The organism is Allobosea sp. UC22_33, assembly GCF_042700715.1.
Taxonomy (GTDB): domain Bacteria; phylum Pseudomonadota; class Alphaproteobacteria; order Rhizobiales; family Beijerinckiaceae; genus Allobosea.
This window is the reverse complement of the sequence record NZ_CP170556.1, coordinates 4,019,708-4,035,327: the sequence shown is the minus strand read 5'-3', so window position 1 is coordinate 4,035,327 and position 15,620 is coordinate 4,019,708. Positions and strand designations below refer to the sequence as shown.

Here is a 15,620-nt window from a genome sequence, read left to right as displayed (position 1 = left end):
GGCGATGTGCTGTGGGCGCTGCCTGTTGTCGCAGGCGCGAAGATTGACATTCGGTCGATGTTTTGCCAAATATGGTAACAATATCAGTAGTTTAGAGGTTTTCTAAACTACGCTGCCGAGGTTCGGCGTGTGGAAGGCGTTACAATGAGTGTTCTGGCGAGCAAGGATCACGATCACAGGCCGGTGTCGGCCGATCATATCCCGTGGCCGCAGAAAAACCCGTCGAGCTGCCCGATCAGCGCCGTGAAGGCGCGGCTGCGGACGGCGGGCCTGCGTCCCACGCGTCAGCGCATGGCGCTGGGCTGGCTGCTCTTCGCCAAGGGCGACCGCCATGTCAGCGCCGAGATGCTCTACGAGGAAGCACTGCGGGCGCGCGAGCCGCTCTCGCTCGCGACCGTCTACAACACGCTGCGCCAGTTCTCGGAGGCCGGCCTGCTGCGCCAGGTCTCGGTCTCCGGCCCGAAGACCTTCTTCGACACCAACGTGTCCGAGCATCACCATTTCTACAACGAGGACGACGAGACCGTCACCGATATTCCGGGCTCGATGATCCAGGTCGCCGGGCTGCCGGATGCGCCTGAGGGCATGGTGATCTCCTCGGTCGAGGTCATCGTCCGCCTGCGCAGCGCCGATGGCGAGGAAATCGAGACCAAGCGGGTGGTGGGCCACCACGCGTGATCGTCTGCTCCTGCAACGTCCTGTCCTGCGGCCAGATCAAGGGTACCATCGCTGCCGATGGCAGCGGTCCCCGGACGGCCGGCGAGGTCTATGATTGTCTGGGCTGCAGCCCGGATTGCGGGCGTTGTGCACGTGAGGTTCGGGCGCTTCTGGCCGAGGCCCGCGCGGTCTGCGCGACGCAATGCGGCAGCTGCGCCAGCCGCGAGATCGAATGCGCGGTGCATGTCTCGGTTGGGCGCATGTTCGACGGGATCGAGCTCGCCGAGGAAAGCATCGCGGCCTGAGGGCCGGTGCTCCCCCGTGTTTCGATCAAAAGCGCTGGGACCGCTTTTTACCTCTTCACTTCTGGACAGTCCGTGTCTACATTAGGATCATTCTAATGTGGATTGCGGAGTGCACCCCATGAAGGGCGACAAGAAGGTCATCGAGTATCTCAACAAGGGGCTGCGCTCGGAGCTCACCGCCATCAACCAGTACTGGCTGCATTACCGCATGCTGGACAACTGGGGCCTGAAGGACATGGCGAAGACCTGGAAGAAGGAATCGATCGAGGAGATGGTCCATGCTGACCGCTTCGTCGACCGCATCCTCTTCCTCGAGGGCTTCCCGAACCTGCAGACGCTCGACCAGATGCGCATCGGCGAGACCGTCACGGAAGTGATCGAGTGCGACCTCAAGGCCGAGCTTGAAGCACGCACCCTTTATCAGGAGGCGGCGAAGTACTGCCGCGAGGTCGGAGACTTCCCGTCCGAGGACCTGTTCAAGGCCCTGATGAAGGACGAGGAAGGCCATATCGACTTCCTGGAGACGCAGCTCGACCTGATCGGGCGCGTCGGCATCGAACTCTACACGCAGAAGCATATCGGCGGCCTGGAAGGCGACGACCACGGCCACTGAGCCTGTGTCGGGCGTGCCGTCTCGGCGGTACGCCTGCCAGTGATGACCGATGCCAAAAGAAAAGGCCCGCCAGTTGGCGGGCCTTTGCTATTTCAGCAGAGCTGCGTCGCGTCAGATGAAGCTGACGTCGGCGGCTTCCGGACCCTTGCGGCCGGTGCGGATCGAGAAGCGCACGCGCTGCCCGTCCATCGGCGGCTGCAAGCCGCTGCGGCCGAGCGATGAGACGTGCAGGAACACGTCCGGGCCGCCCTTGTCGGGGGCGATGAAGCCGAAGCCGCGATCCGAGTTGAAGAACTTCACGGCACCATCATAGGGGCCTTCGACCGGGCCGCTGTCGCGATCCTGGAAGCCACCGCCACGCGGGCCGCGATCGCCGCCGCCGAAGCCGCCGCGATCACCGCCACGGTCGTTGTAACCGCCGCGGTCGCCACCGAAGCCGCCACGGTCCCGATCGCCATAACCGCCGCCGCCGCCGAAATCATCGCGCGGGGGACGGGGCGAGAAGGCACGAGGGGCCGGCGCGGTCTGCGTCGCCGTGGAGGCGTCGATCTCATGGATCGCGACGACCTGGAGGCCGCGGCGACCTTCGCCGAGATCGGCAACGATCGTGGCGCCGGGCAGCAGGTCCTGCTGATCCAGCGGGCCGATGGCCGAAACATGCAGGAAGACATCGCCCGAACCATCGGAGGGCGATGCGAAACCGAACCCCTTCTCGGGGTCGAACCACTTGACCTTGGCTTCGATGTTTTCGTGCGTGACGAAAGGCTGGGCAGCGGGAGGCTTGCGACGATCGAACATGGATCTTCAAATATGAGTGACCGGGAGCACGCAACTTAGCTCATGCCGGGCGCGCCGTCATCGGGGTCAGTGCGAAATTATTGCACGATATTTTACGTCTTTATAGCGGTTTTCTGCCCCCGTCCCCAGCGTCATCTCTCGTTCACGTCATGCGCTGTATGCATGCGAGACTGGCATTTCGGATCGATTTTATCGCAGGCTCGGCGAAAATGCCGCAGGCCATGCCCTTGCAATCGGTCGGGTTGGGTATGAAGTACAAGGCGAGTTAGGGAAGACAACGCCTCCTGGTCGGTTAGCGCGGCACTTGCGCGGTTCAGGAGATGATAATTTGGTTCGTTCGCGACAATCCGGCAAAACCGCCGGCGATGGCGTGATCCGGCGGCTGTGGCCGACGGAGCGCGATCTTTTCAGAGAGCATCTGCTCAGGCTCGACCCCGTCACGCGGCATCAGCGCTTCGGCACGGTGGTGAACGACGCGTTCCTGGAGAACTATGCCAGGACGACGTTCGGCGTCGGCGGCCTGGTCTATGCCTATATCGTCGATGGGGTGGTGCGCGGCGCGGCCGAACTGCGCGGCCTCGACGACATCATTGCGCCGACCGGCGAGGCCGCCTTCAGCGTCGAGACGCCGTGGCGTCGGCGCGGCGTCGGTGCGCAGCTCTTCGGGCGCTTGATCACGGCCGCGCGCAATCGCGGCGTCAGAACGCTCTATCTGACCTGTTTGCCGGAGAACACGGCAATGCGCCGGCTCGCGGCGAAGTTCGAGGCCGATCTCGTCGGCGGCTATGCCGATGTCGAGGGCGTTATCGCGACCGGCGCGCCGACGCCCTTCACGATCCTCGACGAGGCGCTCGACAATGCGAAGGGCTTCGCCGCGATGGCGCTGTCGGTCCAGAGAAGCTTCTGGCCGAGCACGTTCCTGGCCCGGGCCTTCGGCGCCTGAGATCGCCCAGCTATCAGAGCCCTTCCGCGTTCTCGAAACGTGGAAGGGCTTTGTCTATTTGGGTTTGACGCGCCGGCCTACCGGTTCAGCGACAGCGAAGCGCCCGACTTGGTGACCGCGCCGTCGAGCGCGCCGGAGCCGGAGCTGCGCAGCCGGGCCGCCACCGTGCCGCCCTGCTGGTAGAGATAGACCTCGCCATCCCGGAAATCCCAGGCCGAGATCTTCTGCAGGTCCTTGTTGGCGCAGCCGGACGAGGAGGCGCGGTAGAGATCGAGTGTCGGCGAGCTCGACAATTGCACCCGACAGGTGCCGCCGGTCGCTTCGCGGGCCGTCCAGCCGCCGACGACGCTGTCGCGGCTGGCCGAGGGGCGCGGTGCGGCCGCCGGGCTCTGGCCGAGGCCTGCGACCTGGTTGCTGCTGCCGCGAAGGCCGGGGTCCTGCACCGGCTGGCCGGTCGGGGGCAGGGGCTGGCCCTGCGCCGCACCGCCGGCATTGGGATCGAAGAACGGGTCTTGCGGAGCGGGCAGGGCGCCGCCGCCCTGTGGGCCTCCGGCGACGGGGTAGCCGCCGGCCTGCGGGGGCGCAGCCGGATAGCCGCCGGGTGGCGGCAGAGGCTCCGAAGTGATCGGCGCCGAACTCACCGGCGGCGCGGAGGGCAGGGGCTGGCTGTAGGAGGGCTGGTTCATCACCGGCCCGCTGAAGCGCTGCGAGCCGGCGCAGGCGGTGAGCGCCAGCAAGGGAAGCAGGGCTGCCGCGCGCGTCAGGGCGGCGGTCGATGCGGTCTTGATCATCGTCATGCGGCGCGGGTTCCGATCTCGGTCAGCCGAACGTTGCGTCATTATCAGGGAACGTGATGAACGCGGCATGAGCATGGTCTAACGCAGGCCCGCCTTGTTGCGAACCCTCGATTGCGGTTCCTGTTCCGGCCGATCGGGCCGGTCGCTTGCAAAAATGGCCCGCTCCCGGAGATGAGCAGGCCATTTTCGGTTTCGTTGCCGGACAGGCCGCCTGCTTGTCGGCTCAGCCCGCCTTGCGCTTGTTCTGGCGGTTGGCGACGAGGTCGTCGACCACGGCGGGGTCGGCGAGCGTCGAGGTGTCGCCGAGCGCGCCGAACTCGTCCTCGGCTATCTTGCGCAGGATGCGGCGCATGATCTTGCCGGAGCGGGTCTTGGGCAGGCCCGGCGCGAACTGGATCAGGTCCGGCGAGGCGATCGGGCCGATCTCCTTGCGGACATAGGCGACGAGGTCCTTGCGCAGCGTGTCGCTCGGCTCCTCGCCGGCCATCAGCGTGACATAGGCGTAGATGCCCTGGCCCTTGATGTCGTGGGGGTAGCCGACGACGGCGGCCTCCGAGACCGAAGGATGCGCGACGAGCGCCGATTCGACCTCGGCCGTACCCATGCGGTGGCCGGAGACGTTGATGACGTCGTCCACGCGGCCGGTGATCCAGTAATAGCCGTCGGCATCGCGCCGGCAGCCGTCGCCGGTGAAGTACTTGTTCGGGTAGGTGGCGAAATAGGTTTCCTCGAAGCGCTTGTGGTCGCCATAGACCGTGCGCATCTGGCCGGGCCAGCTCTCGGCGATGACGAGATTGCCCTCGCAGGCGCCTTCCAGGACCTTGCCTTCGGCATCGACGATCTCGGGCTTGACGCCGAAGAAGGGCCGCGTCGCGGAGCCGGGCTTGAGCTGCGTCGCGCCGGGCAGCGGCGTGATCAGGATGCCGCCGGTCTCGGTCTGCCACCAGGTATCGACGATCGGGCAGCGGCGCTCTCCGACGACGCGGTGATACCACTCCCAGGCTTCCGGATTGATCGGCTCGCCGACCGAGCCGAGCAGGCGCAGCGACTTGCGCTTGGTCTTCTTCACCGGCTCCTCGCCGGCGCCCATCAGCGAGCGGATCGCGGTCGGCGCGGTGTAGAAAGTGTTGACCTTGTGCTTGTCGATGACCTCCCAGAAGCGCGAGATCGTCGGATAGGTCGGGATGCCCTCGAACATCAGCGTGGTCGCGCCGTTGGCGAGCGGGCCGTAGAGGATGTAGCTGTGGCCAGTCACCCAGCCCACGTCGGCGGTGCACCAGTAAATGTCGCCGTCATGATAGTCGAAGACATATTGGTGGGTGATCGCGGCATAGACGAGATAGCCGGCCGAGGTGTGCAGCACGCCCTTCGGCTTGCCGGTCGAGCCGGAGGTGTAGAGCAGGAAGAGCGGGTCCTCCGCCTTCATCTCGGCCGGGGGGCAATGGCCGGAGACCTTGGCGGCCTCGTCATGGTACCAGACGTCGCGGCCGTCCTTCATGGTGACGTTGCCGCCGGTGCGTTGGACGACGATGACGGTGCCGATGCCGCCCTTCACCTTGTCGTCGGCGGTGTCGACATTCTTCTTGAGCGGCACGGCGCGGCCACCGCGCAGGCCTTCATCAGCAGTGATGACGATCTTCGAATCGGAATCCTCGATGCGGCTCGCCAGCGAATCCGGCGAGAAGCCGCCGAAGACCACCGAATGCACTGCGCCGATGCGGGCGCAAGCGAGCATCGCGTAGGCGGCTTCCGGGATCATCGGCAGGTAGATGGTGACGCGGTCGCCCTTCTTGACGCCGTTGGCCTTGAGGACGTTCGCGAACTTGCAGACCTCGGTATAGAGCTGGCCGTAGGTGATCTTCTTCGACTCGGAGGGGTCGTCGCCTTCCCAGATGATCGCCGTCTGCTTGGCGCGGGTCGCGAGATGCCGGTCGATGCAGTTATGGGCGACGTTGGTCGTGCCGTCCTCGAACCATTTGATCGAGACCTTGCCCGGCTTGTAGCTGGCGTTCCTGACCTTGGTGTAGGGCTTGAACCAGTCGATGCGCTGCCCGTGCTCGCCCCAGAACTTGTCGGGATCCTTGATCGAGGCCGCGTACATTTTCTTGTACTTGGCGTCGGTCGCCCAGGCTTTTTTCGCCCAGGAGGTCGGGACGTCGTAGATGATCTCGGACATTCGGGCGTCTCCCCAGACTTGGATCGTCTGTGTTGCGCTGGTCCGCCTTACGGGTAGGTGCGGCGGACATCGCTTCTTCGATTTCGACGCATCATAGGTTGCGCGCGCGGCGCGGCAACCCATTGTGCATCGCACTTTCGTGGCAGGGACCGGCGTTTGGGGCATGGCGCGGGGCCAAAACATCCCCGGTTCGCCTCATCCAATGGTAGGATAGGCCTCTGGGAGGCCACATGGCGCGCAATATCGGCATCTTCTCGGATGGGACGGGCAGGCCGGCGGCGCCAACCCGATCAACTGGACGAATGTCTATCGCCTGTTCATGGCGACGCGCGAGGCCGATCCCGCCGGGCAAATCTGCTTCTACGATCCCGGCCTCGGCTCGAATCCGGACGAGGGCGAGATTCGCGGGCCGTTCCGGCGCTTCAAGGATCTGCTGGCGCAGGCGACCGGCTACGGCATCACCGACAACATCATCGATTGCTATGCGGCGCTGCTCTGCGCCTACAGGCCGGGCGACCGGGTCTTCCTGTTCGGCTTCAGCCGCGGGGCCTACACCGTCCGCAGCCTCGGCGGGGTCTTGGCGCTCTGCGGCGTTCCGGGCGGCTTCGCGGAGGTGGCGCGCTGGGACGGGTTCAGCGAGGCGATCAAGGCGGAGGAGGTGCGGGCCCTCGCCACGAGCGCAGTCAAGGACGTCTACATGATCGAGGACGCCGCCGCGCGGGCCGAGGCCGCGGCTGCATTCCGCCAGCGCCATGGCACGCAGCCGGCGCCGCCCTTCTTCGTCGGCGTCTGGGATACGGTGAGGGCGCTCGGATTTCCGGGTATCGGCAGCCTGCCCGGCCGGCACAAGTTCCATGATGCGATCCTCAACCGGCAGGTCGTCCATGGCCGCCATGTGCTGGCGATCGACGAGAACCGGCAGGTCTTCGCGCCCGAGCTATGGGACGAGCGGGAGGCGCCGCCGGGGCAGATCCGGCAGGTCTGGTTCGCCGGTGTGCATACCGATATCGGCGGCGGCTATGGCTTGCAGATGGGGCTTTCCGACCTGTCGCTCGGCTGGATGATCGCGGAGGCGCAGGCCATCGCTCATCCCCTCGTCGTCGAGCCCAGGCTGATCGCGGAATTGCAGCCGGATGCGCTCGGCCGCCAGCATGACGAGCGCCAGACCTCCTGGCTGCCCTGGAGCGAGGGCACGCGGGAGGATTTCGTGCTGCACGGTTTCCAGCCGCAGCCGGCGCGGATGGCGGTCTCGGTTGAACCGCGGCTGCAGGCCGCGGCCGTGCCGATCCTCGACGCGATGCTGCCCTACCGGCCGCGCGCGCTGGCGGACTATCCGCCCTTCGCCGGCTACTATCGCGCTTGAGCGCTCAGAGGCCGCCCATCTTGCAGACGATCGCCCATTCCTCGTCGGTTACGGGCTGCACCGACAAGCGGAAGGACGTCACCAGCGCCATCTTGGCGAGCGTCGGCTCGGCCTTGACGGCGGCAAGCGTGACCGGCTTCGGCAGCGGCTTCACCGCCTTGAAGTCGACGAGGACCCAGGGCTCGCCGGGAATCCAGTTATAGGCTTCCTTGATGACCTCGACGATGCCGACGACCTCCAGCCCCTCGTTGGAATGGTAGAAGAAGACCTGGTCGCCCTGCTTCATCGCCATCAGGTTGAGCTTGGCGGTGTGGTTCTTCACCCCGTCCCAATGCGTGCCCTTGGCGCCGGCCTTGACCTGGTCGTCCCAGGACCAGACGGATGGTTCGGATTTGATCAGCCAGTGAGCCATCAGGCCTCGTCCTCCTTGAGCGGCGCCGGCGGCTGCGAGGCCGCCTCGCCCTGTTCGTTCCAGAACCGCACCATCTCGCGGGTCAGCGCGGCGTAATCCTTGGGGTCGAGCTCGACGCGGACCTCGCCCTCGCCGAAAGGCAGGATCAGCACGAAGCGATGCGTGCCCTCGGCTTTGCGGCGGCGATGCTGGATCACCGGGCTCGCGATACGTCCGGCCAATGGCACGGGGCCGCTTTCGGCGACGAGCTCGGAGCCCGTCGTCTTCTTGACCTCGGCGATCCCGCGCGCGACGCGCTTCGTCAGGTCGGACCAGTCTCCCGCCATGCTCTCCTCCGTCATTCCGCCCGAATCGGCCGTGCCAGCAATGCGGCCACGGCATCGCGCACGCCGACATCGCCGGCGATGATCGCGGCCACGGCCGCGGCGATCGGGGTCTCGACCTGCTTCGCCCGCGCCATCTCGACGAGGACCGGCGCGGTGAAGGCGCCTTCGGCCAGCTTGCCGCCGGCCGCTTCGGCCGGGCTCCTGCCCTGGCCGAGCGCCAGCCCATAGGAAAAATTGCGCGACTGTGGCGAGGCGCAGCTCAGCACGACATCGCCGAGGCCAGAGAGGCCCATCAATGTTTCCGGATCGGCGCCATAGGCCTCGCCGAAGCGGCGCAGTTCGGCGAAGCCGCGCGCCACCAGCGCGGCGCGGGCGCTTTCGCCGAGCCCGAGCCCGACCGCGATGCCGGCGGCGATGGCGAGAACGTTCTTGGCCGCGCCGCCGATCTCGACCCCGCGGATGTCGGTGGAATGGTAGATGCGGAAGGCGGACGAGCTCAGTGCCTCGGCCAAGGCCTGCGCCAGATCGGGATCGCCTGCGGCGAGCGTCACGGCCGTCGGCAGTCCGCGCCCGATATCGGCTGCGAAGCTTGGGCCGGAGAGGATCGCGGCGGCGGCGCCCGGCCAGGCCTCACCGATGATCTCGGTGGCGAAGCGGCCGCTCGCCTGTTCGATGCCCTTGGCGGCGGAGATCACCGGCACGCGCGGCGGCAGGACTTCGGCAAGGTTTTCACAGGCCGATCGCAAGGCCTGCGTCGGCACGGCGGCGATCAGCGCGTCGCAATCGGCGAGGTCCGCGAGGGAGCCGGTCGCGCGGATGCCTTCGGGCAGGTCGATGCCGGGAAGGCGCGGCGCCTGTCGCGTTTGTTCGACAGCCTCAACGGTTGCGGTATCGCGCGCCCAGAGCCGGACCTCGCGACCGGCGCGCGCGGCGGCCAGCGCCAGCGCGGTGCCGTAGGCACCGGTGCCGACGACGCCGACCCTCTGATAGGTCGCGCGAGGACTCATGCGGCGGTCGAGGGTGCGGCCGAGAGTTCGTCCAGCGGCCAGCGCGGGCGGGCGATTGCGCTCATGTCGTCGACGAGGCCGAGCCGCAGGCGCTCGAGCCCGGCCCAGGCGATCATCGCGCCATTGTCGCCGCAGAGCGCGAGCGGCGGGGCGACCATCGGCAGGCCGGCCTCGGTCGCCAGGCGATTGAGCCCGCTGCGGATCGCCTGGTTGGCGGCGACGCCGCCGGCGACGACGAGGGTCGTGGGCGTGATGCCGGCCTCGCGGCAGGCGCGCAGGCCGGCGCGGGTGCGGTCGACCATCACGTCGACGACGGCCGCCTGGAAAGAGGCGCAGAGATCGGCGACGTCATTGTCGGAGAGCGGCGCGATCCGCTCGGCGACGAGGCGCACGGCAGTCTTGAGGCCGGAGAGCGAGAAATCCGGGCTCGGCCTTCCCTGCATCGGGCGTGGGAAATCGAAGCGCTCGGGGTCGCCCTTCGCCGCCTCGCGCTCGACCGAGGGGCCGCCGGGATAGGGCAGGGCGAGCATCTTGGCGATCTTGTCGAAGGCCTCGCCGACGGCATCGTCGATCGTGCCGCCGAGCTTGAGATAATCGCCGACGCCGCGAACGGCCAGCAATTGGGTATGGCCGCCGGAGACGAGCAGCAGCAGATAGGGGAAGGCGAGATCATCGGTGAGGCGGGCGGTCAGCGCGTGAGCCTCGAGATGGTTGATCGCGATGAAGGGCTTGCCGGTCGCGAGCGCGATCGCCTTGCCGGCAGTCAGGCCCACCATGACGCCGCCGACGAGGCCGGGGCCGGCTGCGGCGGCGACCGCATCGATATCGCTGGGCTTCATGTCGGCATTGGCGAAGGCGCGGGCGATGATGCGGTCGATCGCCTCGACATGGGCGCGCGCCGCGATTTCCGGCACCACGCCGCCATAGGCGGCATGTGCGGCGATCTGGCTCAGCACCTCGTTCGACAGGATCTTGCTCTCGCCGGAACGCTCGACGGAGACGATCGCGGCTGCCGTTTCGTCGCAGGTCGTCTCTATCCCCAGTACACGCATGATCGGTCGACTTGTCTCGCGGAATGAGGGATCAGGATCAAGGAACGGCGTCCGGCGGTTTCGTACCGGCAATTCCTTCGTATAGTGCGCGAGGGGGTGCAAGGCCAAGAGGTGCCTTGACCGTCGTGATGGCGGGACGGGAAAAGGAGACGGCATGGGCAGGATCATTGTTCCGCCTCAATGCGGCATGATCGCAAATTGCTGCACGGTTCGCGGATCGTCCTGCGGTCGCCGCCGGTTTTGTCAGGAGCTGTGAATGCGCGTCTTCGTCTTTAGACCCCGCCCCGATGCCGAAAGGACGGCGCGCGCCATCGCCGAGCACGGCTTCGAGCCGGTCGTCGCGCCGCTCTTCGAGGTCGTCCGCCTATCGGACGCCGCGCCCGAGGGCGCCTTCGATGCGCTCGTGCTGACCAGCGGCAACGGCGTGCCGGCGCTGGCGGACGGGCCGGCGACATGGCGGGACCTGCCGGTTTTCACCGTCGGCAGCCGGACGGCCGCCAGGGTGCGCGAGGCCGGGCTCGACGACACCCGCAGCGCCGATGGCGACCGCAACGACCTGATCGAATTGATCAAGCGGACGCTGCCGGCGCCGGCAAAGCTCCTGATGATCGCGGCGCGCGACCGCAAGGAGGATGTGCCGGATCGTTTGCGCGAGGCTGGCTACGCGGTGACGCTCTGGACCGCCTATGCGGCCGAGCCCGTCTCTGCCCTGCCCGAAGATACGCAGGCCGCATTGCGGCATGGCGGCGGCGGGGCGGCGCTGCATTATTCGGCGCGCGGGGCGCGAACCTTCATCGCGCTGGCGCAGGCGGCCGGCGTCGCCGACGAGGCGCTCGAACTCACCCATGTCGCGCTCTCGGCCGATGTCGCCGCGCCGCTGATCTCGGCCGGCGCCAGCACCATACTGGTGGCCGAGCATCCGGAGGAAGCCGGGATGCTGGCGGCGCTGGAGCAGGTCTCGGCGCGCGAGCATCTGCTGAACGCCGCCCGCCCGGAGCCGCGCGGCAGCCTGCAGCGCACGCCGCCGACCGTCGATCTCAAGGTGGTCTCGTCGTCGACAGAGCCGGCAGCGGACGACACTGCCGAGAAGCCTTCGCCGGAAGCGGTGGCGCCGACCGAGGCATTGCCGAAAGAATTCTCGCCGCCCCCGGTCGAGCCGGCGCGCGAGCCTATCGAACGTGAAGCGCCGGCCCGCACCCCCTGGCTTGCGGTCGCCGCAGCCGGGCTCGTCGGCGGCGTGATCGGCGGCGCGCTCGTGTCCTATGTTCTCCCGAAGACGGCTCCCGCTGGAAGCACCGAGGCGATCGCCGAACTGCGCAGTCGGGTCGAAACCTTGCAGGCAGGCGCGGCTGCGGCCGACCGCAAGGCTGCGGCTGCGTCCGAAGCGGCTGCGAAAGTGGGCTCGGAATTGCAGGCGGCGACGGCCAAGATCGCTTCACTCGGCAATGCACAGGCGCCGGATACCAGCGCCTTCAGCGCTCAGGCCCAGCGCGCCGAGGCGGCGGCGACGGCCCTCAGTCAGCGACTCGATCAGATTGCCGGGCGGCTCGGCAGCGTCGAGACACAGGCGAAGGCGGCTTCGGGCGCGAGCCCGGAAGCGATGGCGGCGGCGCGGATCGTGCTGGCCGAGCGCGTACAGCGCGCGCTCGCCGGCGGGCGGCCTTTCGCCGGCGATATCCCGGCGCTGACGAAGAGCGGCGTGGCGCCGGCCGATCTCGCCGCGCTGACGGCCGTCGCCTCGAGCGGTGCGCCGACGCGCGAGGCCCTGCAAGCCGGCTTCCGAAAGCATGGCGCGATGTTCCAGCGCGAGGTGATGCCGGCCTCCGACAGCTGGAGCGACAAGCTGCTGGCGCTCGCGAGCCGCGTCGTCACCGTCCGCCCGGTCGGCGATAGCGGTTCGACCGATCCGGCGACGCTGCCGCTCCGGGTCGAGGGCGCCATCGCCGCGGGCGACATCGTCAAGGCCGCGGCCTTGTGGGGCCAGTTGCCGGAGCCGGCGCGGCGTGCGAGTGCGGAATTCGGCGCCGATCTGCAGAAGCGTGCCGCGGCGGATGCGGCGATCGCCAAAATCGCGCAGGATGCGGTCGTGGCGCTCGGCGTGGCCGGCTGACGGAAGGGTTGAGAGGTCCATGGTTCGCGTTCTCGTCTACCTCGCCGTTTTTGCCTGCCTTGCCTTCGGCGCCGTCTGGCTCGCCGACCGGCCGGGCGAGGTTTCCGTGCTCTGGCAGGGCTACCGCATCGAAACCAGCGTCGCGCTGGCGGCGGTCGGCATCGTCGCGCTCGCCTTCCTCGTCCTGCTGGTTTGGGCGATCTTCCGCTTCGTCTTCGGCCTGCCCTCGGCCTTCAGCCTGTCCTCGCGGGCGCGGCGCCGGGCGCGCGGCTTCGAGGCCGTGTCTCGCGGCATGGTCGCGATCGGCGCGGGCGATCCCATCGCCGCCGGGCGCTATACCGGCGAAGCGCGTCGCTTCGTGCCAGGCGAGCCGCTGACCCTGCTGCTGGAGGCGCAGACCGCGCAGCTGAGCGGCGACCGGGCACAGGCCGAGGCCGCCTTCAAGGCGATGCTGGAGAAATCCGAGACGCGCGTGCTCGGCCTGCGCGGGCTATTCGTCGAGGCCAAGCGGCGCGGCGACGTTACCGCTGCGCGTGCCTTCGCTGATGATGCGGTGCGCCGTTCGCCGTCCTTGGCCTGGGCCAATGATGCTCTGCTGGATTTCCATACGCAGGCCGGCGACTGGGCCTCGGCCCGGACCGCCGTCGAGCGCCGCGCCGCGCTCAGGCTGGCCGACAAGGCGGAGGCGCGCCGCCAGCGCGCGGTCTTGCTCGCTGCCGAAGCCTTGCAGGCGCGCGACAACGAGCCCGAGAAGGCGCTCGCCGCCGCGCTGGAAGCGGTCAAGCTCTCGCCGGCCCTGACGCCGGCCGCCGCGCTCGCCGGGCGGATGCTCGCCGAGCGGGGCGATGTCCGCAAGGCGTCGAAGCTTCTGGAAGCGGCCTGGAAGGATGCGCCGCATCCCGATATCGCCGCCGCCTATCTCGATGCGCGGCCGGGCGACAGCGCGCTGGACCGCCTTGCCCGAGCTGTCACGCTCACGAAGCTGCGCCCGTCCGATCCAGAAAGCGTTCTGGCGCTGGCCGGCGCGGCGATCCAGGCGCGCGAGTTCCAGAAGGCGCGCGAAACGTTGAAACCCTTGCTGGCGGGTGGCGCCTCGGTGCGTGCCTGCCTGCTGATGGCCGAACTGGAGGATGCCGAGCACGGCGCTGCCGGTCGCGTGCGGGAATGGCTGGCGCGGGCGACGCGGGCGCCGCGCGATGCCGCCTGGGTCGCGGACGGGCTGGTTTCCGATCACTGGATGCCGGTCTCGCCGATTACCGGCCGGCTCGACGCCTTCGTCTGGACGGTGCCGCCTGCAACGCTCGGCAACCGGGCGCAGGCTGTCGACGACGTGCTGGCCGATCTCGACGATTCGACCAAGCTGATCGAGGCGAAGGCCGAGAGCGTCACGACGATCGAACCTGCGGCCGTTGTGCCGCCGCCACCACCTCCGCCCGCGCCGAAGCAAGAGCCCAAGCCGGAGCCGGCCGTGGCCGCTGTGCCGCCCGTTCCGAAGGAGGAGCCGACGCCGGTCGTCGATTCGAAGCCGGTGGAAGCGGTTGCCGAGCCTGCGACGCCTGCGGAAGCCAAACCGGCCGTGGCCAAGCCGGCGACTGCGCGCGAGGCAACTCCGCCCAAGCCGGTGATCTTCCCGGTCTCGCATGCGCCGGATGATCCGGGCCCGGAGGAAGAGCCACCCCCGGAGCCGAAGAAGAGCGGCTTCAGGCTGTTCGGCTGACAACTATCGCCGCTTCCACCTCCACGGTCGCCCGGGATGACGGCGGAGGTTTGGTCAAGATTTGCGGAAAAGGCGTGCGGCCGGCGGCCATGCGCCTTATAGCGGCGCGATGACATCCATTCTCGATCCCAATGCTTCCGTCACCCTGACGGTCGGCCCCGAGCAGGCCGGCCAGCGCCTGGACAAGGCGCTGGCCCTTCTCGCCGGCGAGATTTCGCGCGCGCGGCTGCAGCAGGTCATCAAGGAAGGCGGGGTCAGCCTCAACGGCGCCGTCTTCAGCGATGGCAGCCGCAAGGTGGTCGAGGGCGACACGATCGCGCTTGTCATGCCGGCGGCGAAGCCGGCCGATCCGGTCGGGCAGGATATCCCGCTCAACGTCGTCTACGAGGACGAGCACCTGATCGTCATCGACAAGCCGGCGGGGCTCGTCGTCCATCCGGCCGGCGGACATGAAGACGGCACGCTGGTCAATGCGCTGATCGCCCATTGCGGCGAGAGCCTGTCCGGCATCGGCGGGGTCCGGCGGCCGGGCATCGTGCATCGGCTCGACAAGGATACCAGCGGCCTGCTCGTCGTCGCCAAGAATGACCGGGCGCATCAGAAGCTCGCCAAGCAGTTCGCCGACCATGGCCGCACCGGGCCGCTGCAGCGCGCCTATCTCGCGATCGCCTGGGGCGTGCCGCGCCTGCGCGAAGGCACGATCGACGCGCCGATCGAGCGTTCCACCCGCAACCGCGAGAAGATGACCGTGGTGAAGGAGGGGCGCGGGCGCGAGGCGATCACCCATATCGAGTTGCTCGAGCGTTATCCGCCGCTGCTGAAGGGGCTGGACGAGACCGAGCCGCTGGCGAGCCTGATCGAATGCCGGCTGGAGACCGGGCGCACGCACCAGATTCGCGTGCATATGAGCCATATCGGCCATCCCTTGCTGGGCGACCAGCTCTACGGCTCGGGCTTCGCCACCAAGGCGGTGCGTCTGCCGGCGGATGCGCAGGCCGCGCTGGCTACGCTCGGCCGGCAGGCGCTGCATGCGGCAATCCTCGGATTCGAGCATCCGGCGACGGCTGAGGAGATGCTGTTCGAATCCGAGCCGCCCGAGGATTTTGCGAATCTGCAAGCAGCGCTCGCGCGGCTGTGAGCGAACCGGGCGGTTTTGCCACCTTTCCGCCAGAGTGAGTTCGCATATACTAGTGTTGTTCGGATGCGGATGGCCAAGGGGGCGCCGCAAGCGAGCGTTCCGACCGAACCGATGACAGGTTCCCGCGTTGGATCGTTTTGCGGGATCCGAAGCCTGCGCGAAGGTTGATCGCGCGGAGGGCCTGCCGCCAAGCGGGGGCCTCTATG

At 68.0% G+C, this 15,620-nt stretch carries 15 protein-coding genes; 8 read left to right on the top strand and 7 right to left on the bottom strand.

Annotated features, from left to right (window positions below; translation table 11 throughout):
- Positions 1–144: 144 nt before the first annotated feature.
- The 3 genes from irrA to bfr all read left to right on the top strand — a co-directional run bounded on the left by irrA (position 145) and on the right by bfr (position 1,575).
- A complete protein-coding gene (irrA, locus tag ACFJGT_RS19665; protein ID WP_377841326.1) occupies positions 145–678 on the top strand; it encodes an iron response transcriptional regulator IrrA in 534 nt (177 codons plus the stop codon).
- On the top strand, positions 675–962 hold the full coding sequence (locus tag ACFJGT_RS19660; protein ID WP_377841324.1) for a bacterioferritin-associated ferredoxin: 288 nt from the start codon (positions 675–677) through the stop codon (positions 960–962). The genes irrA and ACFJGT_RS19660 overlap by 4 nt, the downstream gene beginning before the upstream one ends.
- A gap of 118 nt (positions 963–1,080) precedes the next feature.
- Entirely contained in the window at positions 1,081–1,575 is a 495-nt protein-coding gene (gene bfr / locus ACFJGT_RS19655) for a bacterioferritin (RefSeq protein ID WP_377841322.1), read from the top strand.
- A gap of 111 nt (positions 1,576–1,686) precedes the next feature.
- On the opposite strand, the gene ACFJGT_RS19650 is transcribed toward bfr, so the two are convergent.
- Positions 1,687–2,373, bottom strand: a complete 687-nt coding sequence (locus ACFJGT_RS19650; protein WP_377841318.1) for a cold-shock protein — start codon at positions 2,371–2,373, stop codon at positions 1,687–1,689.
- Between the two features lie 328 nt (positions 2,374–2,701).
- Between ACFJGT_RS19650 and ACFJGT_RS19645 the strand changes: the two genes are divergently transcribed.
- Complete coding sequence (locus ACFJGT_RS19645) at positions 2,702–3,316, top strand: GNAT family N-acetyltransferase (protein WP_377841314.1); 615 nt, start codon at positions 2,702–2,704, stop codon at positions 3,314–3,316.
- A gap of 77 nt (positions 3,317–3,393) precedes the next feature.
- Here ACFJGT_RS19645 and ACFJGT_RS19640 read toward each other — a convergent pair whose 3' ends face one another.
- Together ACFJGT_RS19640 and acs are read right to left on the bottom strand one after the other, a co-directional pair.
- Positions 3,394–4,113, bottom strand: coding sequence for an AprI/Inh family metalloprotease inhibitor (locus ACFJGT_RS19640; RefSeq protein WP_377841311.1), 720 nt, complete (start codon positions 4,111–4,113; stop codon positions 3,394–3,396).
- A 223-nt stretch (positions 4,114–4,336) separates the two neighbouring features.
- Entirely contained in the window at positions 4,337–6,289 is a 1,953-nt protein-coding gene (gene acs, locus ACFJGT_RS19635) for an acetate--CoA ligase (RefSeq protein ID WP_377841309.1), read from the bottom strand.
- Positions 6,290–6,578: 289 nt separating this feature from the next.
- Between acs and ACFJGT_RS19630 the strand changes: the two genes are divergently transcribed.
- Positions 6,579–7,652 (top strand): DUF2235 domain-containing protein, encoded by a 1,074-nt coding sequence (locus tag ACFJGT_RS19630; RefSeq protein WP_377849020.1) that lies wholly within the window; start codon positions 6,579–6,581, stop codon positions 7,650–7,652.
- 4 nt (positions 7,653–7,656) lie between these two features.
- Here ACFJGT_RS19630 and ACFJGT_RS19625 read toward each other — a convergent pair whose 3' ends face one another.
- From ACFJGT_RS19625 to tsaD, 4 genes are read right to left on the bottom strand one after another with little or no spacing between them, the layout of a single operon-like run.
- Positions 7,657–8,064, bottom strand: a complete 408-nt coding sequence (locus ACFJGT_RS19625) for an EVE domain-containing protein (protein WP_377841306.1) — start codon at positions 8,062–8,064, stop codon at positions 7,657–7,659.
- Positions 8,064–8,405, bottom strand: a complete 342-nt coding sequence (locus tag ACFJGT_RS19620) for a hypothetical protein (RefSeq protein ID WP_377841303.1) — start codon at positions 8,403–8,405, stop codon at positions 8,064–8,066. Before ACFJGT_RS19620 ends, ACFJGT_RS19625 begins: the two co-directional genes overlap by 1 nt.
- Positions 8,402–9,397 carry an NAD(P)H-dependent glycerol-3-phosphate dehydrogenase gene (locus ACFJGT_RS19615; protein WP_377841301.1) on the bottom strand — a complete coding sequence of 332 codons (996 nt, stop codon included), beginning with the start codon at positions 9,395–9,397 and terminating at the stop codon, positions 8,402–8,404. Before ACFJGT_RS19615 ends, ACFJGT_RS19620 begins: the two co-directional genes overlap by 4 nt.
- A complete protein-coding gene (tsaD, locus tag ACFJGT_RS19610) occupies positions 9,394–10,449 on the bottom strand; it encodes a tRNA (adenosine(37)-N6)-threonylcarbamoyltransferase complex transferase subunit TsaD (RefSeq protein ID WP_377841299.1) in 1,056 nt (351 codons plus the stop codon). The genes ACFJGT_RS19615 and tsaD overlap by 4 nt, the downstream gene beginning before the upstream one ends.
- 256 nt (positions 10,450–10,705) lie before the next feature.
- On the opposite strand from tsaD, the gene ACFJGT_RS19605 reads away from it, so the two are divergent.
- From ACFJGT_RS19605 to ACFJGT_RS19595, 3 genes are all read left to right on the top strand, one after another.
- Positions 10,706–12,559, top strand: a complete 1,854-nt coding sequence (locus tag ACFJGT_RS19605) for a uroporphyrinogen-III synthase (RefSeq protein WP_377841297.1) — start codon at positions 10,706–10,708, stop codon at positions 12,557–12,559.
- A gap of 19 nt (positions 12,560–12,578) precedes the next feature.
- Positions 12,579–14,276, top strand: coding sequence for a heme biosynthesis protein HemY (locus ACFJGT_RS19600; RefSeq protein ID WP_377841294.1), 1,698 nt, complete (start codon positions 12,579–12,581; stop codon positions 14,274–14,276).
- Between the two features lie 109 nt (positions 14,277–14,385).
- Positions 14,386–15,414, top strand: coding sequence for an RluA family pseudouridine synthase (locus ACFJGT_RS19595; RefSeq protein WP_377841291.1), 1,029 nt, complete (start codon positions 14,386–14,388; stop codon positions 15,412–15,414).
- The last annotated feature ends 206 nt before the right edge of the window (positions 15,415–15,620 follow it).

Coding starts and splice junctions, on each gene's coding strand:
- ACFJGT_RS19615 (WP_377841301.1), bottom strand. CDS start 9,397: ATGAGTCCTCGCGCGACCTATCAGAGGGTCGGCGTCGTCGGCACCGGT.
- ACFJGT_RS19625 (WP_377841306.1), bottom strand. CDS start 8,064: ATGGCTCACTGGCTGATCAAATCCGAACCATCCGTCTGGTCCTGGGAC.
- ACFJGT_RS19640 (WP_377841311.1), bottom strand. CDS start 4,113: ATGACGATGATCAAGACCGCATCGACCGCCGCCCTGACGCGCGCGGCA.
- irrA (WP_377841326.1), top strand. CDS start 145: ATGAGTGTTCTGGCGAGCAAGGATCACGATCACAGGCCGGTGTCGGCC.
- tsaD (WP_377841299.1), bottom strand. CDS start 10,449: ATGCGTGTACTGGGGATAGAGACGACCTGCGACGAAACGGCAGCCGCG.
- ACFJGT_RS19600 (WP_377841294.1), top strand. CDS start 12,579: ATGGTTCGCGTTCTCGTCTACCTCGCCGTTTTTGCCTGCCTTGCCTTC.
- bfr (WP_377841322.1), top strand. CDS start 1,081: ATGAAGGGCGACAAGAAGGTCATCGAGTATCTCAACAAGGGGCTGCGC.
- acs (WP_377841309.1), bottom strand. CDS start 6,289: ATGTCCGAGATCATCTACGACGTCCCGACCTCCTGGGCGAAAAAAGCC.
- ACFJGT_RS19620 (WP_377841303.1), bottom strand. CDS start 8,405: ATGACGGAGGAGAGCATGGCGGGAGACTGGTCCGACCTGACGAAGCGC.
- ACFJGT_RS19605 (WP_377841297.1), top strand. CDS start 10,706: ATGCGCGTCTTCGTCTTTAGACCCCGCCCCGATGCCGAAAGGACGGCG.
- ACFJGT_RS19650 (WP_377841318.1), bottom strand. CDS start 2,373: ATGTTCGATCGTCGCAAGCCTCCCGCTGCCCAGCCTTTCGTCACGCAC.
- ACFJGT_RS19595 (WP_377841291.1), top strand. CDS start 14,386: ATGACATCCATTCTCGATCCCAATGCTTCCGTCACCCTGACGGTCGGC.